The following is a 26,807-nucleotide window of genomic DNA, read 5'->3' as shown; positions in this document are numbered from 1 at the left end:
CCAGCGTCAGTACCGGGCCGGGGGAACGGTCCGCACCGGCGCATGGATGGAGCCCCCGGCGGCGGCGAGGCCGCGCCGGGGGCTCCGGTCACTGCGGGGGACCGGGGTCGGTCAGCCGCAGAGTCCTGCCGGACGGCTCCGGGTGACCAGGTCGGTCCAGCCGGTGGACCCGTCGAGCCAGACCACCTGCTTGCCCGTGAGGGCCGCCGGGGAGAGTTGCTCGCCCCGGTTGCAGGAGACCCGCTCCAGACGGCTGCCGTCCGTGGTCATCTGCCACAGCTTGGGCAGGGACTCGTTGCGGAACCGCGTGTCGGGCAGCTGGCTGTTGACGGTGACGGCCTCGTCGGACGCCGTCAGGTCGAAGGCGATCAGCGCCCTGGGCTTGGCCTCGGGGTTGATGTCCACGACATTGCCGCCGTCGAGGTCCGCGCGGCGGACGCCCATCTGGCCCTGGTCTTCCATGATCTCGTCGGTGAGCCAGAAGACGTGGCTGCCGTTGATACCGGTCTGCCCGATGCCCTGCGGATCGCCGAGCTGCCCGGTCAGCTTCCTGTCACCGGTCTTCAGGTCCAGGACCTCGATACCGAGCTTGAACTCGAAGCCGTCCAGGTAGAGCTTGGCGTACGCCAGCCTGCCCTTGGCGATGGACGGCAGTGCGGTGCCGTCGAACCAGCCGCCGCCGTCCACGAAGGTGGGCCGGGTGTCGCCGGGGCGCAGGTAGGCCACGTGCCGGTCGCCGAAGAAGCCGTACGACTCGAAGACCACCACGCCGTTCTCCACGCGCAGGCCGGAGACGTCGTTGTACGAGGTGTGCAGCTTCTTGATCGGGCCGCCCGCGAGCGGGCGGGACAGGATGTCCAGGCTGGTGGTGCCGTACGCGACCCACACGACCGTCTTGCCGTCGGTGGCCGGGTACACGTGGTAGCGCCCGTCGTTGGGGCTGATCAGCTTGGGTGACCCCTTGCCGTCGGCGCGCCCGGCCCAGACCGAGTACGGCTCGGAGCCGTCGTCGTTGGACTGGGAGACGGCGTACCAGCCGCCGCCCGCCTGGACGCCGGTGCCGCTGATGTTGAGCTTGCCGAGCAGCCGGTCGGAGTCGACGCCCATGGCGTCCTCCCAGCCGGGCACGATGCCGTGGGCGCTGAACGACTTCTTGACGACGTTCAGCTGCTTCGCCGTGACCTTGAGGTCCTTGGCCGCGGCGAGCACCGCGTTGCGGCCCTCGGTGAAGCCGTCGAGCGGGGTCATGTACTCGGACAGCGCCTTGTAGGCGATCCTGTCCGCGAGCTCGCCGCCGAGGTCCTGCCGGATGTCCCACAACGCACCGGAGAAGATGGTGGAGTTGAGGTGGACTCCGCCGTTGTCGGTGCCGAAGGTCACGCCGAGGAAGTTCTTGGACGTGGTGGCGCCGTCGTTGAGGTCGCGGAACGCGCAGTCGCCCGCCGCCTTGGTGCGGCACAGGTCCTCGCCGATCAGCCCGGCGTCGGGGTCGTCCATCGACTGCCCGGAGGCGGTGACGTCGATCGCGTTGCCGAAGTAGTCGGCGATGGCTTCGTTGAGGGCACCGGACTGGCCCGCGTAGACGAGGTTGGCGGTGTTCTCCACCACGCCATGGGTCATCTCGTGGCCGACGACGTCGAGATCTGCCGACAGCGGCCGGAACTCCTCGTCTCCAGAGCCGTACACCATCTTCTGGCCGTCCCAGAAGGCGTTGACGTACGAGCCGCCGAACAGGGTCACACCGACGAGGGAGTTGACGGTGGAGCCGCGTCCGTCCAGGCCGTTGCGGCCGTGGTTCTTCTTGTAGTAGTCGTACACCTGGCCTGCGGCCCAGTGCGCGTCGACGGCGCCCGCGTCCGTCGCCGCCGTACCGAAATCGGCGGCCGGGGAGCCGAACACCTTGATGCCCTCGGGCCAGACTCCGGCGACGTCGTTGACATCGCGGTCCGACGCGTCCCAGGTGCTGAGGGTGTTCTTGGTGCTGTCGGCCATTCGCGCGAAGTCGGTCATGACGTACTCGCCGCGGGCGGTGTCCTGGTAGAGCTCCAGGGGCACCTTGGCGCCGTTCAGACGGACCCCGCTGCCGGTGGCGCCGGGATGGGCGGCGGGCTCGTCCGCCGCCGCGCCCGTCCTGCCGGCCGCGCGTGCCTTGGCATCGACCACCGCCTCGGCGGGAGCGGTCAGTGTCCTGATCCCGCTGAACTGCAGCACCGGATAGCCGGACCCGGCGTCCACGTACACCTGCTGGAGCACAGGCTCGCCGGTGGCAGGGTTCGTACCGCGCACCGTCACGTGGTAGGCGAGCACGCCCTCTCCGCGCGGGATGACGACGAGTCCGCCGACGGAGCCGCTGAGCGCCTGCGCCTTCTCGGACTTCTCGCCCTCCTTGCGGATGGCGTCGGCCTTGGTCAGCTTTCCGCCGAGTTGGCGCGCGGTGGCGCCGATGGCGCGCTTCAGCGCCAGGTCCTTGGCCACGGTGGGCTCGGTTTCGGCCCTCAGCCCGGTGAAGTACTTGCCGGAGGTGCCGGTGACGACGCGCCTGCCGTCCGCGCGCTCCATCCGCACGACGTACTGGCCGCCGAGCACCGGCACCCCGTGGTGCTTCTGCTGGAGCCGTACGATCTCGTCGTCGCCGCGCCTGACCGTCGCCAGCGGGGCGAGGTCGCGCTGGGGCTCGGCGATGCGGTAGCGGCTCTCCTTGGCGGTGAGGTGGCCGATGGCCGCGGCGGCGGGTGTCGCCTTGGCGTCCACGGCCTCCCGCAGCCCGTCGACGAGGGCGGGGGTCGCCGTGTCCTCGCCGGGGATGACATCGGCGTGCGGCGCCTGGGGCGCCGCAGCGGTCACTGCCTGGGCCGGCACCGCGGTGACGAGGAGCCCCGCCGCGGCCAGGAGCGCGGCGATACCCGCTCCCCTCGGTATCCCGGTTCCGGGTCTCCCGTGGTTGCTGCTGAACGTGCGCACAGTACGTACCCCTCCAGTGGCTTGGTCAGAGCCGGTTCAGGTGGTCATGGCCATGCAACAGCTGGGGCGCGGACGCGACAATGAGCCAAGTGCGTTCACAAGTGGGCATGCACACTTGTGTGTCCTGTGAATTCGCTGTGAGAATCCGGCGCATGATCGAGGCGGAATGGCGCACCCTCGGCCTGGAAGCGGCCGAGGAACGCGCATACGAGGCCCTGCTCACCGAACGCGCCACGGAAAAGGAGGAGTTGGCGCAGCGGCTGGAACTGCCCCAGGACCAACTGCAATCGGCACTCGACCGGCTGGTGGAGCACGGACTCGCCCTGCCGCCGCCGTCCTGCGGCGCGCTGCCCCGCCCGGCGGCCCCGGCCTCCGCGATCCGCACGCTCATCCACCGGCGGCAGGCCGAGCTCCACCTGAAATCGGCCGAGCTGGAACGCCTGCGGATGTCCGCGGACCAACTCGCCGACGCGCTCCTGCCGGGCAGCGGCATCGAAGTGATCGCCGGACGCCGGGAGATCGCGGAGCGGGCCGGGGTGCTGCTCGCGTCGGCCGAGCACGAAGTGGTCATCCTGGACCACCCGCTGTCCGGTCTGGACATCGACGCACTGCTGGAGCGTGGGGTGACCGTGCGGGCGGTGCTCGACCGGGAGCGGCTCCCGGGACCTGAGCGGACGCGTGTGCTGACAGCACTGGTGGAACGGGGCCTCAAGGCCCGGGTGGCACCCGCCGTACCCACCGGGCTCATCGCCGTCGACCGGCGCACCACGCTCCTGCCACCGCACGAGTCGGCGGGGTCGACCGCATCGGCGCTGGTGATCGATGACGCACTGCTGCGCAACGCACTGGTGCCGCTGTTCGAAACCGTATGGGAACGCGCCACTCCACTCGGCGGTGGCACACCCGACGGTCCACTGCCCGCGCCGCAGCGGGAACTGCTGTCCCTGCTCGCCGCCGGCCTCAAGGACGAGGCGATCGCCCGCAGGCTGGGGGTCCATGTGCACACGGCACGGCGGCGGATCAGCAGGCTGCTGGAGTCGCTGGGCGCCGAGACGCGCTTCCAGGCGGGCGCGCAGGCGACGTTACGCGGCTGGCTGGCCACCGAGTGACGTCTTCGCGCCCCTTCCCTAAGGGCTGTCCCGTAATCCGCGGTGGATCAGAGCGCGGCGTCAGGTGCGGTGCAACGCAAGGCGGAGGGTCGCCCGCATACTGGGTGTATTCGGGCGATTCGACAACGCAGCGGGGTGCCGTAGCTGTCGTCGCGCGCCCGCCGGGGATTACGGGACAGCCCTTAAGCCGTCCGGGCGGGGCACGGCTCCGTACGGCACTGTCGAGCGGCGACAGCCCCTGGGCTGCTACCCCGGGCTGTCACGGAGCAGGAACACCCTCGCCGTCGGTGACATGGACGCCGGGACCGTCCGGCGACCGTGAAGGTATCGGTCACCGACACCGAACCACCACAGATGCCGGCGGCATGGACCCGCTTGCCTTCCGGCGGACTCCCGTGAAGTCGGATCGCACACCGCTCCTGACCGGCCCGGTCGACCGGCACCCATGGATCGAGGCGATCAAGACATCAGGTGAGGTTCCGGCTGTCGGGCAACACACGCACCGCGCTCACCCGGCCGAAGCGGAGGCAGGGGGCCGGGCTCCACGGCGAGCGGAAGACGGGAGGGTGGCGAGGGGTCGGGCCTCGGCGGATCTCACCGACTGTCGGGCAACACACGCACCGCGCTCACCCGGCCGAAGCGGAGGCAGGGGGCCGGGCTCCACGGCGAGCGGAAGACGGGAGGGTGGCGAGGGGTCGGGCCTCGGCGGATCTCACCGAGGCCCGACCCCTCGCCGGGTGCGGCCCTGAACCGGCCCTGGGTCACGCCACCGCCGGAACCGGCACCTGTGCCGGAGCGAGAGCCAGTTCCAGGACCTCCCGCACATCCGTCACCGGGTGGACCTCCAATTTCTCCAGGACCTCGGCCGGGACGTCGTCCAGGTCGGCCTCGTTCCGCTTCGGGATGACCACCGTGGTGATGCCCGCCCGGTGCGCGGCGAGCAGTTTCTGCTTCACCCCGCCGATCGGCAGCACACGCCCCGTCAGCGACACCTCACCCGTCATCGCCACACCGGCGCGGACCAGCCGCCCGGACAGCAGGGACGCGAGCGCCGTGGTCATCGTGATGCCCGCGCTCGGGCCGTCCTTCGGGACCGCGCCCGCCGGGAAGTGGATGTGTGCGCCCCGGTCCTTGAGGTCGGCCACCGGCAGCTCCAACTCCGCGCCGTGGGAACGCAGGAAGCTCAGCGCGATCTGCGCCGACTCCTTCATCACATCGCCGAGTTGACCGGTCAGGGTCAGACCGGCCGCGCCGGTCTCCGGGTCCGCCAGCGACGCCTCCACGTAGAGGACATCGCCACCCGCCCCGGTGACGGCGAGACCGGTGGCCACACCAGGCACAGCCGTGCGGCGCTCGGCCGGATCCTGGGCGGACTCGGGGACGTGGTGCGGACGGCCGATCAGCCCGCGCAGGTCCTCGTCCCTGACAGTGAACGGCAGCTCCCGGTCGCCCAGTTCGTGCTGGGCTGCGACCTTGCGCAGCAGCCTGGCGATCGAGCGCTCCAGGTTCCGTACACCCGCCTCACGGGTGTACTCCCCCGCCAGGCTGCGCAGTGCGGACTCGTCCAGGCCGACCTCGCCGTCGGCCAGGCCGGCCCGCTCAAGCTGGCGCGGGAGCAGATGGTTCCGGGCGATGACGACCTTCTCGTCCTCGGTGTAGCCGTCGAGCCTGACCAGCTCCATACGGTCGAGCAGGGCCTCAGGAATGGCCTCCAGTACGTTCGCGGTGGCCAGGAAGACCACATCGCTCAGGTCGAGCTCGACCTCCAGGTAGTGGTCGCGGAAGGTGTGGTTCTGCGCCGGGTCGAGCACTTCGAGCAGCGCGGCGGCCGGGTCTCCCCGGAAGTCGGATCCGACCTTGTCGATCTCGTCCAGCAGCACCACCGGGTTCATGGACCCGGCCTCCTTGATGGCCCGGACGATACGGCCCGGCAGCGCGCCGACGTAGGTACGCCGGTGGCCCCGGATCTCCGCCTCGTCCCGTACGCCGCCGAGGGCGACCCGGACGAACTTCCGCCCCATGGCGTGCGCCACCGACTCACCGAGTGAGGTCTTCCCGACCCCGGGCGGCCCCACCAGGGCGAGCACCGCTCCGCCGCGCCGCCCGCCGACCACACCGAGTCCGCGGTCGGCACGCCGCTTGCGGACGGCCAGGTATTCGGTGATCCGTTCCTTCACGTCGTCCAGTCCGGCGTGCTCGGCGTCGAGCACGTCCCTGGCGCCCCGGATGTCGTAGGCGTCCTCGGTATGCTCATGCCAGGGGAGTTCCAGCACGGTGTCGATCCAGGTACGGATCCAAGGGCCCTCGGGACTCTGCTCGCTGGCCCGTTCCAGCTTCTCGACTTCCTTGAGCGCGGCCTCGCGGACCTTCCCCGGGAGGTCAGCCGCCTCGACCCGGGCACGGTAGTCGTCGGGCTCGTCGCCCTCGGACTCGCCGTTCAACTCGCGCAGTTCCTTGCGGACCGCTTCGAGCTGACGCCGGAGCAGGAACTCGCGCTGCTGCTTGTCCACGCCCTCCTGGACGTCCTTGGCGATGGACTCGGCGACATCCTGCTCTGCGAGGTGCTCGCGCAACTGCTCGGTGGCCAGCCTGAGCCGGGCGACCGGGTCGCCGGTCTCCAGCAGCTCCAGCTTCTGGGCGGTGCTGAGGAACGGCGAGTATCCGGAGTTGTCGGCGAGCGCGGACACGTCCTCGATCTGCTGGACGCGGTCCACCACCTGCCAGGCGCCACGCTTCTTCAGCCAACTGGTGGCGAGCGCCTTGTACTCCTTGACCAGGTCGGCCACCGAGCCGGGGACGGGGTCGGGGACGCTCTCCGCCATGACGGTGCCCTCGACCCAGAGGGCGGCGCCGGGGCCCGTGGTCCCCGCGCCGATGCGCACCCGGCTGCGGCCCCGGATCAGGGCACCCGGGTCGCCGTCGGAAAGCCGGCCGACCTGCTCGACGGTGCCGAGTACGCCGGTGGCGGTGTAGGCGCCGTCGATGCGCGGCACGAGCAGAACCCGCGGCTTACCGGGTTCGGTGCCGGCCGCTGCCTGGGCGGCTTCCACCGCGGCCCGTACATCGGTGTCGGACAGGTCGAGCGGCACCACCATCCCGGGCAGCACGACCTCGTCGTCGAGCGGCAGCACAGGCAGGGCAAGAGCGGTGTCGTACGCCGAGGACTCAGCAGCCATGATCTCCCCTTCTGCATTCAAGTTGAGCTGTACCGACTCAATGCAGAGGACGGCCGGGATGTTCCCGACCCGCTGTTCGCCAGGAGCGATCAGAGGCGCGGACCGCTCGGCCGGGACAGCTCGGCCGGGATCCGGCGACAGGAACGGACGGGGCGGGCGGGTCGGGCCAGGGCGGCCGGAACAGGTGGTGCCGGAACGGGTGGTGCGGGAACGGCAACCGCCGGAGAGCAGACCTGGATGCGCGCCTACGGGGCACGGGAAAGGCCGTGGACACCTCCGGTATCCGCGAAAGGGTTTGTCCTGCCGGGTCCGCCACGGACAGGATGTTCTTGATCCGCGCCGTCCCACCAGCCGCCGGAGGTTCCCGACATGCCGTCCCTCACCCAGACCCCGCCCGCCGAACCCCACCGGCCGGTCACGCTCGACCGGCGCGAAGGACCCCACGGGGAGGTCGTCCTGCGGCTGCGGCAGGAGGCGCACGGGGACCGCACGGTCTACGAGATCATCGCCAACGGCTGCTTCCTGATGGACACATCCGACGGCCGCTCCGAGCGACTGCTGATCGACGCAGCACGCGAAGCCCTGGGCACGGGCGAGCCGATGGAGGACCGCACGGCGCCCCGGCTGCTCATCGGCGGCCTCGGAGTCGGCTTCTCCCTCGCCCACGCCGCCGCCGACCCGTTCTGGTCGCGGGTCGCCGTGGTGGAGCGGGAGCAGGCGATCATCGACTGGCACCGCACCGGACCGCTGTCCGTGCTCTCCGCCGACGCACTGGCCGACCCGCGTACCGAGATCATCACGGGGGACCTCGTCGACTACGTCCATAACGCTTCGGACACATACGACGCGCTCTGCCTGGACATCGACAACGGTCCCGACTGGACCGTCACCGAGGACAACGCGAGCCTCTACTCACCGGCCGGGCTGGCGGCCTGCGCAAGGAGGTTGACGCCGGACGGAGTGCTCGCCGTATGGTCTGCGAGGCCGTCCGCCGACTTCGAGGTGTCATTGCGCAATGCCGGATTCACCAGGGTAAGGACCGAAGAGATCCGGGTTGCCCGAGGCGTACCTGACGTGGTCCATCTCGGCGTTCGCCCTGCGTAGCCGCGAGTCGATCGATGCCTTTACGCTGCTGACCTAGCTGACACACCGATGTACACGATGCACACACATATCTACACGCAGACCGATCAACACCAGCTCGCGGTGCGCGACAAGGGCGGGGCGATGGAGCAGACACACACCAGCAACAACGGCGCGGCGGCGCACTCGACGGCCAGTGCCCAGCGCCGGGTGCTGGTGGTCGAGGACGACACCACCATCGTCGAGGCCATCGGGGCGCGGCTGCGCGCCGAGGGCTTCCTGGTGCAGACGGCATCGGACGGGCCCGCCGCCGTGGAGGCGGCCGAGGCCTGGCAGCCGGATCTGATGATCCTCGACGTGATGCTGCCCGGTTTCGACGGTCTCGAGGTGTGCCGCCGGGTGCAGGCCCAGCGGCCGGTGCCGGTGCTGATGCTCACGGCGCGGGACGACGAGACCGACATGCTGGTCGGTCTGGGCGTCGGCGCCGACGACTACATGACCAAGCCGTTCTCGATGCGCGAGCTTGCCGCCCGGGTGCACGTGCTGCTGCGCCGGGTGGAGCGGGCCGCGCTCGCCGCGGTGACGCCGCGCAGCGGGATACTGAGGCTCGGCGAGCTCGAGGTCGACCACGCGCAGCGCCGAGTGCGGGTCAAGGGCGAGGACGTCCACCTCACGCCGACCGAGTTCGATCTGCTGGTCTGCCTGGCGAGCACCCCCCGCGCGGTGCTCTCTCGGGAGCAGCTGCTCGCCGAGGTGTGGGACTGGGCCGACGCCTCCGGGACGCGCACCGTCGACAGCCACATCAAGGCACTGCGCCGCAAGATCGGCGCCGAGCGGATCCGTACCGTCCACGGCGTCGGCTACGCGCTGGAGACTCCGGTCCCGTGAGCCCCGTGACCGGGCCGCGCGGACCGAGGCGACCGTACCCGGCGGGTCGGCTGCGGCCCGGAGCAGGTCGGCTGCGGTCCCGAGCCGCGCCGTCGGAGTCCCGCTCCGAGCACTCGCGGTCCGGCCGGCCCCCGTCCGAACAGCCTCCTTCCCCGTCCGACCGGGCGAGGCAGCCGTCCCGGTCGGACCGACTGCTGTCGGAGCTCGGGCGGCTGCGGTCGGCGCTGGGCGCGGTCGCGATCTCGATCAAGACCAAGCTGATCGCCCTGGTCGTGACCTCGGTGCTGATCACCTGCGGGCTCGCGCTGGTCACCATCAGGACCGGGGCCGAGCTGCGGTACATCACCGTCTTCGCGATGATCACCACCCTGCTGATCACCCAGTTCGTGGCGCACGGGCTGACCGCGCCGCTGGACGAGATGAACACCGTGGCGAAGGCGATATCCCACGGTGACTACACCCGCCGGGTGAACGGCGCGGACCGGCGTGACGAACTCGGCGACCTGGCGACCACCATCAATCTGATGGCGGACGACCTGGAGGACGTGGACCGCAACCGCAAGGAACTGGTCGCGAACGTCTCCCACGAGCTGCGCACCCCCATCGCCGCCCTACGCGCGGTGCTGGAGAACGTGGTGGACGGCGTCAGCGCCGCCGACCCCGAGACGATGCGTACGGCGCTGAAGCAGACCGAGCGCCTCAGCCGCCTTGTGGAGACCCTGCTGGACCTGTCGCGGCTGGACAACGGCGTGGTCATGCTCAAGTCGCGGCGCTTCGAGGTCTGGCCCTATCTGTCGGGTGTGCTGAAGGAGGCCAATCTGGCCGCCGGGCAGCGCAGACTGCCGTCCGGCTCCGGGAGCCACACCCGCAAGGACGTCCATCTGCACCTGGAGGTGTCGCCGCCCGAGCTGACCGCGCACGCTGACGCCGAGCGGCTGCACCAGGTGGTGGCGAATCTCATCGACAACGCGGTGAAGCACTCCCCTCCGCACGGCCGGGTCACCGTACGGGCCCGCCGCGGGCCGGAGCCCGGGTCGCTGGAGCTGGAAGTGCAGGACGAGGGTCCGGGTATCCCTCGGTCGGAGTGGCACAAGGTGTTCGAGCGGTTCAACCGCGGCAGCGTCCCGGCGCCGCACGGACCGGGCAGCGACGGCGGTACGGGTCTGGGGCTCGCGATCGCCCGCTGGGCGGTCGATCTGCACGGCGGGCGGATCGGGGTGGCCGAATCGGCGCGGGGCTGCCGGATCCTCATCAGCCTTCCGGGAATCCCACAGCGCCGAGGTTGACGTAGGGTTCGAACCGGAAGATCGCGTTCGGCTCGAGGCGGGTTCGCGCTCAGCGAATGTTCGAAGCCGTTCGGCGCGCGTTCGGTACGTGTGCGTGGCGTGTTCGGTGCGTGTTCGCCCCGATACACGGCCGGGATGCGGTCCAGTGGGCCGTAGCCGCGCTACCGCACACCCGTTTCCCAGCGCAACCTCGCTTGTTTCCCGCCATTTCCCGCCCCGAAACCGACTGTCCGGTGTGACTTAGGCGACGAAGGACGTGCCCGGCCTGCACCTCCCGCCCGGGGAGGCGTAGCCTTTATTTCCGCTGTCCATCACCTTGTGAAGCGGAAGAGGGCGGTTACCGCCGTGTCGTCTCAGTCCCCCAGTAACACGAGTTCTTCGACCGACCCGGACGGGCAGGGGAAGCACCCCACTGCCGCGTTCGGCGCCAACGAGTGGCTCGTCGACGAGATCTACCAGCAGTACCTCCAGGACCCGAATTCGGTCGACCGAGCCTGGTGGGACTTCTTCGCCGACTACAAGCCGGGTGGTTCCACCGCCGCCGAACCGACGCCGGGCACCGCACATGCCCCGGCGCCCGCCGCCCCGGCGAAGCCCGCCGCCCCGGCTGCCCAGGCCCCCGCGGCCCCGGCTGCCGCGCCCGCGAAGCCCGCCGCCGTACCGGCGCCCGCCGCCCCGGCGAAGCCCGCCGCCGCCCCGGCTGCCGCGCCCGCGAAGCCCGCCGCCGCGAAGCCGACCGCAGCCGAGGCTCCCGACGGTCCCGAGCTGCTCCCGCTGCGCGGCCCCGCCGCCGCCGTCGCGAAGAACATGAACGCCTCGCTGGAGCTGCCGACGGCCACGTCCGTGCGCGCGGTCCCGGTGAAGCTGCTCTTCGACAACCGGATCGTGATCAACAACCACCTCAAGCGCGCCCGGGGCGGGAAGATCTCCTTCACCCACCTCATCGGCTACGCGATGGTGCAGGCGATCAAGGCCATGCCGTCGATGAACTGGTCGTACGGGGAGAAGGACGGCAAGCCGGTCCTGGTGAAGCCGCCGCACGTCAACTTCGGCCTCGCCATCGACCTGGTCAAGCCGAACGGCGACCGCCAGCTCGTCGTCGCGGGCATCAAGAAGGCCGAGACGCTGAACTTCTTCGAGTTCTGGCAGGCCTACGAGGACATCGTCCGCCGCGCCCGCAGCAACAAGCTGACGATGGACGACTTCACGGGCGTCACCGTCTCGCTGACCAACCCCGGCGGCCTCGGCACGGTCCACTCCGTGCCGCGTCTGATGCCCGGCCAGTCGGTGATCATGGGCGTCGGCTCGATGGACTACCCCGCCGAGTTCCAGGGCACCTCCCAGGACACCCTGAACAAGCTGGGCATCTCCAAGGTCATGACCCTGACCTCGACCTACGACCACCGGGTCATCCAGGGCGCCGCCTCCGGCGAGTTCCTGCGGATCGTCTCGAACTTCCTCCTCGGCGAGGACGGCTTCTACGACGGCATCTTCGAGTCCCTGCGCATCCCCTACGAGCCGGTCCGCTGGCTCAAGGACATCGACGCCTCGCACGACGACGACGTCACCAAGGCCGCCCGGGTCTTCGAGCTGATCCACTCCTACCGGGTGCGGGGCCATGTCATGGCCGACACCGACCCGCTGGAGTACCGCCAGCGCAAGCACCCCGACCTGGACATCACCGAGCACGGGCTCACCCTGTGGGACCTGGAGCGCGAGTTCGCGGTCGGCGGCTTCGGCGGCAAGTCGATGATGAAGCTCCGCGACATCCTCGGCGTGCTCCGCGACTCGTACTGCCGCACCACCGGCATCGAGTTCATGCACATCCAGGACCCGAAGCAGCGCAAGTGGATCCAGGACCGTGTGGAGCGCGGCCACTCCAAGCCGGAGCGCGAGGAGCAGCTGCGCATCCTGCGCAGGCTGAACGCCGCCGAGGCGTTCGAGACCTTCCTCCAGACCAAGTACGTGGGCCAGAAGCGGTTCTCGCTGGAGGGCGGCGAGTCCGTCATCCCGCTGCTCGACGCGGTCATCGACTCCGCGGCCGAGTCGCGTCTCGACGAGGTCGTCATCGGCATGGCGCACCGCGGCCGGCTCAATGTGCTGGCGAACATCGTCGGCAAGTCGTACGCGCAGATCTTCCGCGAGTTCGAGGGCAACCTCGACCCGAAGTCGATGCACGGCTCCGGCGACGTGAAGTACCACCTGGGCGCCGAGGGCACCTTCACCGGTCTGGACGGCGAGCAGATCAAGGTCTCGCTGGCCGCCAACCCCTCGCACCTGGAGGCGGTCGACCCGGTCCTCGAGGGCATCGCCCGCGCCAAGCAGGACATCATCAACAAGGGCGGCACGGACTTCACCGTCCTGCCGATCGCCCTGCACGGTGACGCGGCCTTCGCGGGCCAGGGTGTCGTGGCCGAGACCCTCAACATGTCGCAGCTGCGCGGCTACCGCACCGGCGGCACGGTCCACGTCGTCATCAACAACCAGGTCGGCTTCACCGCCGCCCCGGAGTCGTCGCGTTCCTCGATGTACGCGACCGACGTGGCCCGCATGATCGAGGCCCCGATCTTCCATGTGAACGGCGACGACCCGGAGGCCTGCGTACGGGTGGCGCGGCTCGCCTTCGAGTTCCGCCAGACGTTCAACAAGGACGTCGTGATCGACCTCATCTGCTACCGCCGCCGCGGTCACAACGAGGGCGACAACCCTCAGTTCACCAACCCGCAGATGTACAGCCTGATCGACAAGAAGCGCTCGGTGCGCAAGCTCTACACCGAGTCGCTCATCGGCCGCGGAGACATCACGCTGGAAGAGGCCGAGCAGGCGCTCCAGGACTTCCAGGGCCAGCTGGAGAAGGTGTTCGCGGAGGTCCGCGAGGCCACCAGCCACCCGGCCCCGGCCCATGTCCCGGACGCCCAGGCCGAGTTCCCGGTGGCCGTCACCACCGCGGTCTCCCAGGAGGTCGTCAAGCGGATCGCCGAGTCCCAGGTCAACATCCCGGACCATGTCACGGTCCACCCGCGTCTGATGCCGCAGCTCCAGCGCCGCGCCGCGTCGGTCGAGGACGGCACGATCGACTGGGGCATGGGCGAGACCCTGGCCATCGGTTCGCTGCTGATGGAGGGCACCCCGGTCCGCCTCGCCGGCCAGGACTCCCGCCGCGGCACCTTCGGCCAGCGCCACGCGGTGCTGGTGGACCAGGAGACGGACGAGGACTACACCCCGCTGCTCTACCTGTCCGACGACCAGGCCCGCTACAACGTCTACGACTCGCTGCTCAGCGAGTACGCGGCGATGGGCTTCGAGTACGGCTACTCGCTGGCCCGCCCGGACGCGCTGGTCATGTGGGAGGCCCAGTTCGGTGACTTCGTCAACGGCGCCCAGACCGTCGTCGACGAGTTCATCTCCTCCGCCGAGCAGAAGTGGGGCCAGACCTCCGGCGTCACCCTGCTTCTGCCGCACGGCTATGAGGGCCAGGGTCCGGACCACTCGTCCGCCCGTCCGGAGCGCTTCCTCCAGATCTGCGCCCAGAACAACATGACGGTCGCCATGCCGACGCTGCCGTCGAACTACTTCCACCTGCTGCGCTGGCAGGTCCACAACCCGCACCACAAGCCGCTGATCGTCTTCACCCCGAAGTCGATGCTGCGTCTGAAGGCCGCGGCGTCCAAGGTGGAGGAGTTCACCACCGGCGGCTTCCGCCCGGTCATCGGAGATGCGTCGGTGAACCCGGCCGACGTCCGCAAGGTCGTCTTCTGCGCCGGCAAGGTCTACTACGACCTGGACGCCGAGCGGCAGAAGCGCGGGGTCACGGACACCGCGATCATCCGCCTCGAGCGCCTTTACCCGTTGCCGGGTGCGGAGCTCCAGGCCGAGATCGCCAAGTTCCCGAACGCCGAGAAGTACCTGTGGGCGCAGGAGGAGCCGGCGAACCAGGGCGCCTGGCCGTTCATCGCGCTGAACCTGATCGACCACCTGGACCTGGCTGTCGGCGCGGACGTCCCGCACGGCGAGCGCCTGCGCCGGATCTCCCGGCCGCACTCGTCGTCCCCTGCGGTGGGCTCGGCGAAGCGTCACCAGGCTGAGCAGCAGCAGCTGGTGAACGAGGTCTTCGAGGCCTGACGACAGGCCCCGGTCGCCTCTGATCCGGAACGGGAGCGTCCCCCCACCGCGTTGCCGCGGTGGGGGGACGCTCCCGTTCGGGCTCAGGCCCTCAGACCACGACCGCTCATCGCGGCGGGTGGCTCGTCACCATCCCGTTCGGGCGTCCGGTACGCAGTGCCGCGCGGCACGCGTTCACGGCAGCGGTCTCGGCACTCCTGGGCGCGCCGGCCGTGCCCCCGGGGTCGCTAGGCTGTTCCCATGTACTTCACCGACCGTGGCATCGAGGAGCTTGAGAAGCGGCGCGGCGAGGAGGAGGTCACCTTCGAGTGGCTCGCCGAGCAGCTGCGTACGTTCGTGGATCTCAACCCGGACTTCGAGGTGCCCGTCGAACGGCTGGCCACCTGGCTGGCACGGCTCGACGACGAGGACGACGAGTAGGCCGGCTCGCCCCCTCCCGGCCCCCGCGCGCATCCCACGGACGGGGGCCTTCGCTGTGCCGGGCCGTGCCGTGCCGCTCTGACGCCTATCGCGATACCTCTTGACTTCCCAGTCTCGCGATATATCGTATCTACATCAGGAGACGCGATATATTGCGTCATCGCCGCCGGGAGGTCAGCACCATGCCAGAATCGACGTGGACCGTTGCCGAGCCCCAGAAGCTCGCGTTCGACGAACCCGTGACAGCCCTGAACGTGCGCATCGTCAACGGGGCGGTGAACGTGGTCGGCACCGACGAGCCGACCGCCCGCCTGGAGGTATCGGAGCTCGACGGCCCACCGCTGATCGTGACCCTCAGCGGGTCCACGCTCACCGTGGCCTACGAGGACGTGCCCTGGCAGGACTTCATCAAACTCTTCGACCGCAAGCGCTGGCAGCGCCACGCCGTGGTGTCCCTCGCCGTGCCGTCGAGCGCAGCCGTCGAGGTGGGTGTCGTGGGGGCCGGGGCAGTCGTCTCCGGTATCCACGGCCGCACGGACGTACGCGGCGTCAGCGGGGACACCACGCTGGTGCGCCTGTCCGGACGGATCGACGCCGAGACGGTCTCGGGCGGTCTCGAAGCCCAGGAGGTGACTGGGGAGCTGCGCTTCAGCTCCGTGTCCGGCGATCTGACCGTGATCGACGGCGCGGGTCCCTCGGTGAAGGCGAAGACCGTCAGCGGCGACATGGTGATCGACCTGGACGGGACACCGACGGACGTCCAGGTCAGCAGCGTCTCCGGAGAGGTCGCGATCCGGCTTCCGCACCCCGCGGACGCACGGGTCGAGGCCAACACCACCAGCGGGGCGGTGTCCAGCGCCTTCGAGGACCTGAAGGTCACCGGGATGTGGGGCACGAAGAAGATCACCGGCACGCTCGGCTCGGGCGACGGCTCACTCAAGGCCACCACACTCTCCGGGTCCATCGCCCTGCTCCGGCGCCCGCCCACCGAGGACGAGTACGGCGAGCCCGCCCGCACTGGAAAGGTGCTCTGAGATGCCACCCGTCTTCGCCCACGGCAGGCTCCGGCTCTACCTGCTGAAGCTGCTGGACGAGGCACCCCGCCACGGCTACGAGATCATCCGGCTGCTCGAGGAGCGCTTCCAGGGGCTGTACGCGCCGTCGGCGGGCACGGTGTACCCGAGGCTGGCCAAGCTGGAGGCCGAAGGGCTCGTCACCCACGCCACCGAAGGCGGCCGGAAGGTGTACTCGATCACCGACGCCGGCCGGGCGGAGCTCGCGAACCGCGGCGGGGAACTCGCCGACCTGGAGCTGGAGATCCGCGAGTCCGTCTCTGAACTGGCCGCGGAGATCCGCGACGACGTACGCGGCGCGGCGGGCAAGCTCCGCAGCGAGATGCGGGCCGCCGCGTCGGAGAACCGGCGCGCGGACGCGGGCCTCGGTGACGGCGACACCTGGCGCACGGCCAAGGAGGAGCTGCGGCGGGCCAAGGAGGAGTGGAAGGAGCAGGCCCGCCGGGCGAAGGACGAGTCACGCCGCGCCCGCGAGGACGCGCAGAACGCGCGCCGCCAAGCCAAGGAGGCCCATGAGCAGGCCCGCGAGGAGGTCCAGCGCATCGCCCGCCAGGTCCAGGAGCAGGTACAAGGGCACTTCGCCCGGGGCGACTGGCCGGCCGGCGTCCGGGACGGCATGTCCGAACTCGCCGGCCAGCTGGGCAGTCTGGCCCGGGGCACGACGGCATGGTCTCCGTTCACCAAGCCGGAGCCCGCCGGCGCCGACCCGGACTGGGCGAAGGACGCGGCGGAATCGGACGATCCGGCTCGCGATCTGGAGCGCCTGCTCGACCGCCTGCGCGACGACGTACGTGACGCCGCCCGGGACCACGGCGTGAGCGCGGCCCAGCTCGCTGAGGCACGCCGCCACCTGTCATCGGCGGCGGCCCATGTCATCGCGCTCCTGCGCAACACCTGACCCGGCGGGCGCGGATTCGTGTGGTGCACCGCGCTCCTCGCGGTGCACCACCTGCCCCGGCATCCCGTGCGACACCTCGACCCGCCCCCCCTCCCGCCCGCCGGAAGCGACACCGGGCGACGCCAGGGCTGGCGTCGTACGAGAGCCGGTACACCCCGGCCGGGGAGTCCCACTCCTCGCCTCGCACCACCCCCGCGACCGCCGGGGCGTGGGGGCTCCGCCGTCTGCTCCTTGTCGCTACGGAAGCGGCCGCCCTCGTCCACGGCGCAGTAGCCGCTCCCGTAGCACCACACAAAGCCCGCCGGCCGGAGCTGTGGCGAGCGAGGCAAGAGCCAGTCCTCCCGGTCGACGGAACGCACCGGGTCCGCGAGCCGGTTGTACATCGCCGCGAGCTGCTCGCGTTCGATACGGAGGGCAGTCCTCACCCTCCCGCATCTCCCCCATCGGCTCATTGATCAGGTCGCAGCCGAGCACGACGGGATGCTCAGCGAAGCGCCCGGTCAGCACCCGCCACATCCGGGCCTGCGCCCGCCGTGGGTCGGGGTCCTCTCGGTGACGGCGGACAGAGCCTGGCCGCCCATCAGGAGTTGGTCAGGACGATCTTTCCGAACAGCTCGCCGGCCGCCAGCTTCTCGAAGCCCTCGCGCGCTCTGTCCAGCGGCAGCGCCTCGTCGATCACCGGGCGCACCCCGGTGGCATCACAGAACGCCAGCAGGTCTTCCAGCTCGTCCTTGGAACCCATGGTGGAACCGACGACCTTCAGTTCGAGGAAGAAGATCCGGGTGAGCTCGGCGTGCGAGGGGCGGTCGCCGCTGGTGGCTCCGGAGATGACCACGGTGCCACCGGGGCGCAGCGACTTGACCGAATGCGACCAGGTGGCGGCGCCGACTGTCTCGATCACCGCGTCCACCCGCTGCGGCAACCGGGCGCCGGGCTCGAAGGCGTCCACCGCGCCGAGTTCCACGGCCCGCTTGCGCTTGGCCTCGTCGCGACTGGTGGCGAAGACGCGCAGTCCGGCGGCCTTGCCGAGCGCGATCGCCGCGGTGGCTACGCCGCCGCCCGCGCCCTGGACGAGCACCGAGTCGCCCGGGCGCACCCCTGCGTTGGTGAAGAGCATGCGGTAGGCCGTCAGCCAGGCGGTCGGCAGACAGGCGGCCTCCTCGAAGGAGAGTGCCTTCGGCTTGGGCAGCACGTTCCAGGCCGGTACGGCGACCTGTTCGGCGAAGGTGCCCTGGTAGCGCTCGGTCAGAATGGAGCGGGGCTCGTTCGGGCCGACGCCGTGACCCGTCTGGCCGATGACGGAGTGGATCACGACCTCGTTGCCGTCCGGGTCGATGCCTGCGGCATCGCAGCCGAGGATCATCGGGAGCTTGTCGTCGGAGAGGCCCACACCCCGCAGCGACCACAGGTCGTGGTGGTTGAGGGAGGCGGCCTTGACGTTCACGACCGTCCAGCCCGGGGGCACGTCGGGCGCCGGGCGTTCGCCCAGTTCGAGTCCGGTGAGCGGCTGGTCACGGTCGATGCGTGCGGCGTAGGCGGCGAACATGACCTTGACGATAGGGCTGGCGGGCACACGGCGGGAACCGCCGACGGATGTGACACACACCCTCTTTTCACGGCGGGCCCGAGTTGCTCCCACCCGCCAAGGCCCGGAAAGGAGCGGGGCCGCGCCCGGCACCCCGCAAGGTGCCCGGCACGGCCCGGTCGAACCAACCGGGGCTGGTCAGCGCCTGGCCACACCCTCCGCACGGGCCGCCGCCGCCACGGCCGCCGTGACCGCCGGGGCCACTCGCTCGTCGAACGGCGAGGGGATCACGTAGTCGGCGGCAAGGTCGTCACCCACCACGTCGGCGAGCGCGTTGGCCGCCGCGATCTTCATGCCCTCGGTGATCCGGGAGGCCCGCACCTGGAGCGCGCCCGCGAAGATGCCGGGGAAGGCCAGCACGTTGTTGATCTGGTTCGGGTAGTCGCTGCGGCCCGTCGCCACGACCGAGGCGTACTTGTGCGCCACGTCCGGGTGGACCTCCGGGTTCGGGTTGGCCATGGCGAACACGAAGGCGCCCTCCGCCATCGAGGCCACCGCAGCCTCCGGCACCGTTCCGCCGGAGACGCCGATGAAGACGTCGGCGCCGACCAGCGCGGTCTCCAGCGAGCCGCTGAGCCCGGCGCGGTTGGTGAGCTCGGCGAGCTCCCGCTTGACCGGGGTGAGGTCCTCGCGGTCCCGACTCACGATGCCCTTGCGGTCGGCGACCGCGACATCCCCGAGCCCGGCCTCCAGCAGGAACTTGGCGATGGCCACGCCCGCCGCGCCGGCGCCGGAGATCACCGCGCGCAGGTCGCCCAGCCCCCGTCCGGTCAGCTTGGCCGCGTTCCGCAGGGCCGCGAGCGTCACCACGGCCGTGCCGTGCTGGTCGTCGTGGAAGACCGGGATGTCGAGCCGCTCCTGGAGCTTGCGCTCGATCTCGAAGCAGCGCGGCGCCGAGATGTCCTCCAGGTTCACCCCGCCGAAGGAGGGGGCGAGCCGGACGACGGTGTCCACGATCTCGTCGGCGTCGGTGGTGGCCAGCGCGATCGGCACCGCGTCGACCCCGCCGAACTGCTTGAACAGGATCGCCTTGCCCTCCATCACGGGGAGTGAGGCCTCCGGGCCGATGTCACCGAGCCCGAGCACGGCGGTGCCGTCCGTGACGACCGCCACGACCTGGGACTTCCAGGTGTAGTCGTGGACCAGCTCAGGCTGCTCGGCGATGGCGGTACACACCCGGGCGACGCCGGGCGTGTAGGCGAGGGACAGGTCGTCCTTGTCGCGAATCGGCACCGTGGACCGGACGGCCATCTTGCCGCCGCGGTGCAGGGCGAAAGCGGGATCGAAGGCGTCGCCGGACGCCCTCGCGACACCCTCCGCTTCCGCCTCGCCGGCGCTCTCACTATGGGGATTGACGATCTCGGCTGCCATTTTTGGTTGACCCCTTAAGTCTTCATCGTTTGAGGGTTGCCGCTCCTGGTTGAGGAGGGGTGGGCGGGCACCGCGTCCGTGCCCTGCGCGGGGCGGTTGGCCCGCCCGGCAGGGAGAGGTACGTACGCGCGGGCGCGCCGCACAACGCGCCCTGAGCCCCGGATGAGGGGTGTAAGGATCCTTCTTACCTGACGCACGGTATCGCCGACGAGTCCGTTAGACCGGCTCGGGGCTCCAGCACGACGACCCTTCGCGACATAACCTGACAAAAAGCATCAAGCAACTGAACATGTCACATAAAGTCGATCAACCATCACTCTTCGAGTCGCCCACATCGTGGGACAACCAGAAGATTTTTCCGTCATGGGAAGGTAAAGCCGCAGATGATGCGGCTGGTCCGGTCGTGTTGTACCGGCCTGTAGTGGTTCGGGGGTCACCCGTTATCCGATTTTGACATGCTGAGGCCACTGAATGGGCTAGTCCGAATGGCAAGATGCCGGAAACACACAGGGTCGTAACACTCAATGGCGAGTTCGCGACCGACTTTGGCTACACCCCGACATGCCGGAGGACCACGATCATGACCGCAAGCACCACCCGTCGTACGACCGCCGCACGGTCCCGGATCGCCGCGGTCGGCGCGATCGCGGTCGCCGGCGCGCTGGTACTCACCGCCTGCGGTGACCAGACCAACTCGGCATCGACCTCCACCAAGGAGAGCGGCGCCGACAGCTCCGCCCCGCTCTACTCCAAGCTCCCTAAGAAGTACCAGGAAGCCGGTGAGATCAAGGTCGGCACCGACGCCGCGTACGCTCCGATGGAGTACGAGGAGAGCGGCAAGATCGTCGGTATCGACCCCGACATCGCCGCCGCGCTGGGCAAGGAGCTCGGTGTCAAGTTCGTGTTCACCAGCGGCACCTTCGACGGCCTCATCTCCTCCCTCAACACCGGCCGCCAGGACATCGTGATGTCCGCCATGAGCGACACTCCGGCGCGCCAGCAGGGTCTGGACGACACGGGCAAGAAGGTCGGCGAGGGCGTCGACTTCGTCGACTACTTCACATCCGGCGTCTCCCTGCTGGTCAAGAAGGGCAACCCGCAGAAGATCACCTCGCTCGACGACCTGTGCGGCAAGAAGGTCGCCGTCCAGCGCGGCACGATCTACGAGGACACCTTCAAGACGCAGGCCGCCAAGTGCGTCAAGGACGGCAAGGGCAAGCTCACCATCGAGGCGTTCGACACCGACGCCGAGGCACAGACCCGGGTGAAGTCCGGCGGCGCCGCGGCGGACCTGAACGACTACCCGGTCGCCGCGCACATCGCCAAGACCGCGGGCGGCGGCAACGACTTCGAGGTCGCCGGCGACCAGACCGCCGCCGGCCCGTTCGGCATCGCGGTGGACAAGGACAACACCGAGCTGCGCGACGCCCTCAAGCTGGCCCTGGCCGCGATCATCAAGAACGGTGAGTACGGCAAGGTCCTCGAGAAGTGGGACGTCAAGGACAGCGCGGTCACCGAGGCGACCATCAACGGCGGTAAGTAAGTCGCGGCGTCACCGCCTCGAAGCGTTCCACTGAAGGGCAGTCACTGTGACTGACAAGTTCGACAAGACGCCCGCCGACGAGCCACCGGCGGACAAGCCGTCGGCCGGCTCGCCGGAGAGCAAGGGCGACAGCACGGTCAGCGAGGAAGCCGCCATCGCGGCGCACCCCGAGCAGATCAAGGCCATCCCGGTGCGGCACTACGGGCGCTATGTGTCCGCCGTGATCGTGCTGGGCCTGCTCGGCTGGCTGGGCTACGCCTTCTCTCAGGGCGACATCCGCTGGGCCACGATCGGCGAGTTCCTCTTCGACTCCCGAATCGTCGAGGGCGCGGTGAACACCCTCTTCATCAGCGTGCTGTCGATGATCATCGGCCTGGTGCTGGGCATCGTCTTCGCCGTCATGCGGCTCTCGAAGAACCCGGTGACGGGTGCGGTGGCCTGGTTGTACATCTGGTTCTTCCGCGGGACCCCGGTGTTCGTCCAGCTGCTGCTGTGGTTCAACCTGGCGCTGATCTTCCCGATCCTGAACATCGGGTTCTACAAGGACGAGATGGTCGATGTCATGACCCCGTTCCTTGTGGCCCTGCTGGGTCTGGGTCTGAACGAGGGCGCCTATATGGCCGAGATCATGCGCGCCGGCATCCAGTCGGTCGACGAGGGCCAGACCGAGGCCTCGCACGCGCTGGGCATGTCCAACGGCAAGACCATGCGCCGGGTCGTGCTGCCGCAGGCGATGCGGGTGATCGTGCCGCCGACCGGCAACGAGTTCATCAACCTGCTCAAGACCTCGTCCCTGGTCTCCGCCGTGCAGTACGTCGATCTGCTGCGCGCCGCCCAGAACATCGGTTCGACCTCGTTCGCCATCATGGAGATGCTGATCGTCGCCTCCATCTGGTACCTGGCTCTGACCAGCGTGTTCAGCGTCGGTCAGTACTACATCGAGCGGTACTACGCCCGTGGCTCGCTGCGTCAGCTGCCCCCCACCCCGTGGCAGCGTGTCAGGGCGAACCTGATGATCCTTCGACGCCCCAAGGCGGTGATGTGACATGACCGCCATGGTGAAGGCCGAGGGCGTACACAAGTCCTACGGCGCGGCCCACATCCTCAAGGGCATCGACCTCGAAGTCGCCCCGCGTGAGGTGTTCTGCCTCATCGGCCCCTCGGGATCGGGCAAGTCGACCTTCCTCCGGTGCATCAACCACCTGGAGAAGATCAACGCCGGCCGGCTGTACGTCGACGGCGAGCTCGTCGGCTACCGCCAGAAGGGCGACAAGCTCTACGAGCTCAAGGACAGCGAGGTCGCGCTCCAGCGCCGGGACATCGGCATGGTGTTCCAGCGGTTCAACCTGTTCCCGCACATGACCGCCCTCGAGAACGTCATGGAGGCGCCGGTCCAGGTCAAGGGCGAGGCCAAGGCCGTCGCCCGCGAGCGGGCCCTGAAGCTGCTCGACCGGGTCGGCCTCGGGGACAAGGCCGGGAACTATCCCTCGCAGCTCTCCGGCGGTCAGCAGCAGCGTGTCGCCATCGCCCGTGCGCTGGCGATGGAGCCGAAGCTGATGCTCTTCGACGAGCCCACGTCCGCCCTCGACCCGGAGCTCGTCGGTGACGTCCTCGACGTCATGCGCGACCTGGCCGAGAGCGGTATGACGATGGTGGTCGTCACCCACGAGATGGGATTCGCCCGCGAGGTGGGCGACTCCCTGGTGTTCATGGACGGCGGTGTGGTCGTCGAGTCCGGCAACCCGCGCGACGTCCTGGGCAACCCGCAGCACGACCGCACGAAGGCCTTCCTGTCCAAGGTGCTCTGACGGTCACACCACCGGAGGGCGGGTGCCCGCGCGCGATGCGCGGGCACCCGCCCTCCGCGTCTCACCGCCCGCGCTCACCTCAGGGCGAGCACCATCGAGTCGGAAGGGGACGCCCAGACTCCGCGCGCCTCGGCGAAGCCCGCAGCGCACAGGGTGCGGGCGTGCCAGTCGAGCGAGGGGATCTCCCCGTCGGCGTGCTCGCCGTAGATCTCGAAGCGGCGTGCGGTGGGGGCGGCCAGCACCGGGTCCTTGGCTGCCAACGCCCACCACCCGGCCCAGTCCGGCACACCGGCGGCCTTGGCCCGGTCCATGGCGGCATGGCGCTGGGCGCGCTCGGCGGCATTGATCCGGGGTGTGCTCTCGTCCTTCATGTGGTCGGCGTTCATGAAGACCCCGCCGTCCGCGATGAGCCCGGCGAGCTGCCCGTACAGGGTTGCCAGCGGGCCCGGACGCAGCCAGTGCAGGGCTGTGGCGGTGAGGACTGCGTCGTACGAGTCGTGTGGCAGCGCCGCGGTCCAGTCCGGATCGGTGAGGTCCGCGCTGACGAAGGTGACGCGGCCGTCGCCCTCGAAATACCCCTCGGCGATGGCGAGCAGCGCCGGGTCCTGGTCGACTCCGACGCTCACCGCGTCGGGGAACCGCCTGAGCAACCGGTCCGTGATGCTTCCGGTTCCGCACGCGAGGTCCAAGACCCTCGGCTCGGGCCCGACAACGGCCTCGACCATGTCCAGCATCACCCGGAACCGTTCCTCGCGGTCGGGCAGGTACCACTCCTGCTGCCGGTCCCAGCTTTCCTGCCAGGCCCGCCAGTCGGTGGTGGCCTCTGCGTGTGCCGCGCCGGCTGCTGACTCCATCACGGGAAAACCTCCCCTGGGTAATACCCTGTTTGGAGAGACATCCATTACCTCCCCGGACGCTGACACTAGACCCGATCCGTAAGGACTACAAGTGGAACTTGCCCATTACTCGGACTATGCCGTGCGTCTGGTCAACACCGAGGAGCCCGCCCGCAACAAGGACACACTCAACTCCGTGGAGGCGGTACGCGAGCTGTTCGGCGTATCCGTCCAGGCCGCCCGCCGCGCCACGGACGCGGACGTGACCCGGTTCCGCTCCGTACGTGCCAGGCTGCGCGCGGTCTTCACCGCGGCCGACGCGGGTGACCACACCCAGGCCGTCGACCTGCTCAACTCACTGCTGCTCGAGTTCCCGGTCAGCCCCCAGATCTCCGGCCATGACCACCTCGACGGCGAAGGCCACCCGCGCTGGCACATGCACCTGGCCGAGCACCCGTCCAACGCGACGACGGGCTACGCGGCGATCGCCGCGATGGGGCTGGCCTTCCACCTCACCGAGTTCGGCGCGGACCGGCTCGGCCTCTGCCAGGCCGCCCCCTGCCGCAACGCCTACCTCGACACCTCCACCAACCGCTCCCGCCGCTACTGCTCCGACCGCTGCGCCACCCGCGCCAACGTCGCCGCATACCGCGCCCGCAAGCGCCTGGAGACCGAGCGGTCACCGGACACCGGCCGCACCGCGGACACCAGCCAGAGCGTGCGCGAGCGCAGCGAGCCCTGATCCGCGGCGCGCGGCCGGAAGCGGAGCCGGACCCGGCCGAGGAGCAGTTCGTCGGGCACCACCCCGAACAGCCTGCTGTCCCCCTCCGTGTACGGGTTGTCTCCGAGCACCCACCAGCCACCCTCACGGCGCTCGACGAGCCGCTTCACGATCAGCAGATCCTGCTGCAGCGGATGCCGCATCACCGCGACGTCCCCGGCCCGGACCTCGACCCCGTAGCGCACCAGCAGCCGGTCGCCGTGCGTCAGCGTGGGGTACATGGAAGGCCCCGTCACCTCCGCGACCCCGAAGCGCGCTCCGGGCTCCCGCCCCAGGTCCGTCATCATCCACCTCTCGGCTCCCACCGTACGTTCCGCGGAGGTCCCGGCACCCCCCGGACTTTTGACCCAAGCCCCGGGGGCACTCGCGAAAACGTCTCTCTCACGGAGTAATCTCCCACCTGAGAAGACGATCACGAGGAAGGACAGCTCAATGCTCTCCCGCCTGTTTGCCCCCAAGGTGAAGGTCAGCGCGCACTGCGACCTCCCCTGCGGTGTGTACGACCCGGCCCAGGCCCGTATCGAGGCCGAATCGGTCAAGGCCGTCCAGGAGAAGATGGCCGCCAACGACGACGCGCACTTCCAGGCCCGTGCGACGGTCATCAAGGAGCAGCGCGCGGAGCTCGCGAAGCACCACGTCTCGGTGCTGTGGAGCGACTACTTCAAGCCGCCGCACTTCGAGAAGTACCCGCAACTGCACCAGTTGGTCAACGACACCCTCAAGGCACTGTCCGCGGCCAAGGCGTCCACCGACCCGAAGACGGGCGAGAAGGCGCTTGAGCTCATCGCCGAGATCGACCGCATCTTCTGGGAGACCAAGAAGGCTTGATCTTTGCCTAGGCCGTCTGACCTGCGGTTTCGCGGGTCTGGCTACCTACCTGTCCGCACCCGGTCCGCAGGCCGCCGAGCACGGCGTCCATGACGGGCCGGGTGCGGTTTCTTTCCTCGCCGCTTCGATGCCGCTGGAGTTCGCGGAGATGCTGGCCGCGATGGACCGCGACATCGCCGAGGGCGCCGAAGACCGCGTCAGCGACACCGTCGAACGTGTCACCGGTCGACCCGCACGGAGCTTCCGCGCCCTGCTCACGGCCGGGCAGGACCAGGTATGACAGCGGCGGGACCGGAAGCCTCACTCCGGCCCCGCCCACTTCGAGGAACGCGGTGCGTATCGCGGGTCAGGCGCTTTCGGGCAAGCTCCGTCCGTAGTCCGCACCGTGGGGCAGCCGGCGTCGGATACGAGCCAGCGCCTCGTCGAAGTCACCGCCCGCGATCCCGGATTCGTACGCCGCGCCGCCGAAGTGCAGGGTCAGATTGAGATCGGCCCGGTCCGGCCGTCCGTCGGACCCGCGTTCGCCGAGCGTCAGCAGGCAGCTGAGCGTGGCCTGATGCTCGGTCCCAGCCAGGGTGACCGGCAGCGGCAGGTCCCATTCCAGTACACAGCCGGCGAGCGGTTCGCCCGAATCCGCCGCGGCCAAGGAGGCGAATCCCGAGCCCCCGTAAGCGATTCCCCTGATGCGGGTGCGCACATCCCGCCCGTTCACGGCGACCGCGATGGCGATCGCTTCCGCACCACGGCGGTCCCGGTACCAGCCGGTCCATACGTCCGTCGACTCCGATGACATGGCGCGGACTGTAGCGGTATGACTGGCTCCACCGTGCAGCCGGTCACCCCTTCGAATGCGTCGAACGCCCGAACGGAGCACCGGAAACCGATCTACGGCGACCCTTCGGTACTCCTGGTGCGTTCATGCCTGGCCGCCCGTGCCGGCCCCGGGGGCCCCACCGGCTCTTCGGCGCCGAGCGCACAAGCCTCGTTGTGACAGGGTCCCGGCACCCACTCGGGGACGAACGCGCCCAGAACCTTGCGC

The 26,807-nt window shown here is 69.7% G+C and carries 20 protein-coding genes and 1 pseudogene; 14 read left to right on the top strand and 7 right to left on the bottom strand.

Annotation, left to right across the window (positions count from 1 at the left end; translation table 11 throughout):
* Positions 1–111: 111 nt before the first annotated feature.
* Positions 112–2,961 (bottom strand): M4 family metallopeptidase, encoded by a 2,850-nt coding sequence (locus V1460_RS07595; protein ID WP_338672906.1) that lies wholly within the window; start codon positions 2,959–2,961, stop codon positions 112–114.
* Positions 2,962–3,113: 152 nt separating this feature from the next.
* Between V1460_RS07595 and V1460_RS07590 the strand changes: the two genes are divergently transcribed.
* Positions 3,114–4,070 carry a helix-turn-helix domain-containing protein gene (locus tag V1460_RS07590; protein ID WP_338672905.1) on the top strand — a complete coding sequence of 319 codons (957 nt, stop codon included), beginning with the start codon at positions 3,114–3,116 and terminating at the stop codon, positions 4,068–4,070.
* Between the two features lie 761 nt (positions 4,071–4,831).
* On the opposite strand, the gene lon is transcribed toward V1460_RS07590, so the two are convergent.
* The gene (gene lon / locus V1460_RS07585) at positions 4,832–7,246 is read right to left on the bottom strand and encodes an endopeptidase La (RefSeq protein WP_338672904.1); all 2,415 of its coding nucleotides are present in this window, start codon (positions 7,244–7,246) and stop codon (positions 4,832–4,834) included.
* A 369-nt stretch (positions 7,247–7,615) separates the two neighbouring features.
* Between lon and V1460_RS07580 the strand changes: the two genes are divergently transcribed.
* The 7 genes from V1460_RS07580 (at position 7,616) to V1460_RS07550 (ending at position 17,016) form a co-directional block, all read left to right on the top strand.
* Complete coding sequence (locus V1460_RS07580; RefSeq protein WP_338672903.1) at positions 7,616–8,350, top strand: spermidine synthase; 735 nt, start codon at positions 7,616–7,618, stop codon at positions 8,348–8,350.
* A gap of 123 nt (positions 8,351–8,473) precedes the next feature.
* Positions 8,474–9,217, top strand: coding sequence for a response regulator transcription factor (locus tag V1460_RS07575; protein ID WP_338677947.1), 744 nt, complete (start codon positions 8,474–8,476; stop codon positions 9,215–9,217).
* 212 nt (positions 9,218–9,429) lie between these two features.
* Positions 9,430–10,503: an ATP-binding protein gene (locus V1460_RS07570; protein ID WP_407077597.1), complete on the top strand. Its 1,074-nt coding sequence runs from the start codon at positions 9,430–9,432 to the stop codon at positions 10,501–10,503.
* A 345-nt stretch (positions 10,504–10,848) separates the two neighbouring features.
* Positions 10,849–14,625: a multifunctional oxoglutarate decarboxylase/oxoglutarate dehydrogenase thiamine pyrophosphate-binding subunit/dihydrolipoyllysine-residue succinyltransferase subunit gene (locus V1460_RS07565; protein WP_338672902.1), complete on the top strand. Its 3,777-nt coding sequence runs from the start codon at positions 10,849–10,851 to the stop codon at positions 14,623–14,625.
* A gap of 240 nt (positions 14,626–14,865) precedes the next feature.
* Complete coding sequence (locus tag V1460_RS07560; protein ID WP_003992906.1) at positions 14,866–15,045, top strand: DUF6104 family protein; 180 nt, start codon at positions 14,866–14,868, stop codon at positions 15,043–15,045.
* 182 nt (positions 15,046–15,227) lie between these two features.
* The gene (locus V1460_RS07555; protein ID WP_338672900.1) at positions 15,228–16,079 is read left to right on the top strand and encodes a DUF4097 family beta strand repeat-containing protein; all 852 of its coding nucleotides are present in this window, start codon (positions 15,228–15,230) and stop codon (positions 16,077–16,079) included.
* Position 16,080: 1 nt separating this feature from the next.
* Positions 16,081–17,016 carry a helix-turn-helix transcriptional regulator gene (locus V1460_RS07550; protein WP_338672899.1) on the top strand — a complete coding sequence of 312 codons (936 nt, stop codon included), beginning with the start codon at positions 16,081–16,083 and terminating at the stop codon, positions 17,014–17,016.
* Positions 17,017–17,596: 580 nt separating this feature from the next.
* Here V1460_RS07550 and V1460_RS07540 read toward each other — a convergent pair.
* Both V1460_RS07540 and V1460_RS07535 read right to left on the bottom strand, forming a co-directional pair.
* On the bottom strand, positions 17,597–18,562 hold the full coding sequence (locus tag V1460_RS07540; RefSeq protein WP_338677945.1) for a zinc-binding dehydrogenase: 966 nt from the start codon (positions 18,560–18,562) through the stop codon (positions 17,597–17,599).
* A gap of 177 nt (positions 18,563–18,739) precedes the next feature.
* Entirely contained in the window at positions 18,740–19,972 is a 1,233-nt protein-coding gene (locus V1460_RS07535; protein WP_338672898.1) for an NADP-dependent malic enzyme, read from the bottom strand.
* A gap of 580 nt (positions 19,973–20,552) precedes the next feature.
* Between V1460_RS07535 and V1460_RS07530 the strand changes: the two genes are divergently transcribed.
* The 3 genes from V1460_RS07530 to V1460_RS07520 are packed head-to-tail and all read left to right on the top strand — an operon-like array spanning position 20,553 to position 23,323.
* Positions 20,553–21,515: an ABC transporter substrate-binding protein gene (locus tag V1460_RS07530; protein ID WP_338672896.1), complete on the top strand. Its 963-nt coding sequence runs from the start codon at positions 20,553–20,555 to the stop codon at positions 21,513–21,515.
* A gap of 46 nt (positions 21,516–21,561) precedes the next feature.
* Positions 21,562–22,560, top strand: a complete 999-nt coding sequence (locus V1460_RS07525; protein ID WP_407077419.1) for an amino acid ABC transporter permease — start codon at positions 21,562–21,564, stop codon at positions 22,558–22,560.
* A gap of 1 nt (position 22,561) precedes the next feature.
* On the top strand, positions 22,562–23,323 hold the full coding sequence (locus V1460_RS07520) for an amino acid ABC transporter ATP-binding protein (RefSeq protein WP_338672894.1): 762 nt from the start codon (positions 22,562–22,564) through the stop codon (positions 23,321–23,323).
* 74 nt (positions 23,324–23,397) lie between these two features.
* Here V1460_RS07520 and V1460_RS07515 read toward each other — a convergent pair whose 3' ends face one another.
* Entirely contained in the window at positions 23,398–24,177 is a 780-nt protein-coding gene (locus V1460_RS07515) for a class I SAM-dependent methyltransferase (protein ID WP_338672893.1), read from the bottom strand.
* Positions 24,178–24,271: 94 nt separating this feature from the next.
* Here V1460_RS07515 and V1460_RS07510 point away from each other — a divergent pair, with 94 nt between their 5' ends.
* Positions 24,272–24,901 carry a CGNR zinc finger domain-containing protein gene (locus V1460_RS07510; RefSeq protein WP_338672891.1) on the top strand — a complete coding sequence of 210 codons (630 nt, stop codon included), beginning with the start codon at positions 24,272–24,274 and terminating at the stop codon, positions 24,899–24,901.
* Here V1460_RS07510 and sodX read toward each other — a convergent pair.
* Positions 24,808–25,224, bottom strand: a pseudogene (gene sodX, locus V1460_RS07505) (nickel-type superoxide dismutase maturation protease); the annotation flags it as partial. The gene V1460_RS07510 and the pseudogene sodX sit on opposite strands and share 94 nt — an antisense overlap.
* A 148-nt stretch (positions 25,225–25,372) precedes the next feature.
* On the opposite strand from sodX, the gene sodN reads away from it, so the two are divergent.
* Together sodN and V1460_RS07495 are read left to right on the top strand one after the other, a co-directional pair.
* Positions 25,373–25,768 carry a superoxide dismutase, Ni gene (gene sodN / locus V1460_RS07500; RefSeq protein ID WP_338672890.1) on the top strand — a complete coding sequence of 132 codons (396 nt, stop codon included), beginning with the start codon at positions 25,373–25,375 and terminating at the stop codon, positions 25,766–25,768.
* Positions 25,769–25,895: 127 nt separating this feature from the next.
* Entirely contained in the window at positions 25,896–26,048 is a 153-nt protein-coding gene (locus V1460_RS07495; protein ID WP_338678382.1) for a hypothetical protein, read from the top strand.
* Between the two features lie 66 nt (positions 26,049–26,114).
* On the opposite strand, the gene V1460_RS07490 is transcribed toward V1460_RS07495, so the two are convergent.
* The gene (locus tag V1460_RS07490; RefSeq protein ID WP_338672889.1) at positions 26,115–26,561 is read right to left on the bottom strand and encodes a DUF6304 family protein; all 447 of its coding nucleotides are present in this window, start codon (positions 26,559–26,561) and stop codon (positions 26,115–26,117) included.
* Positions 26,562–26,807: the final 246 nt, after the last annotated feature.

It is taken from the genome of Streptomyces sp. SCSIO 30461 (assembly GCF_037023745.1).
Lineage (GTDB): Bacteria > Actinomycetota > Actinomycetes > Streptomycetales > Streptomycetaceae > Streptomyces.
Note: the sequence above shows the minus strand (reverse complement) of the source record. Positions and strands in the feature narration are given on the sequence as shown.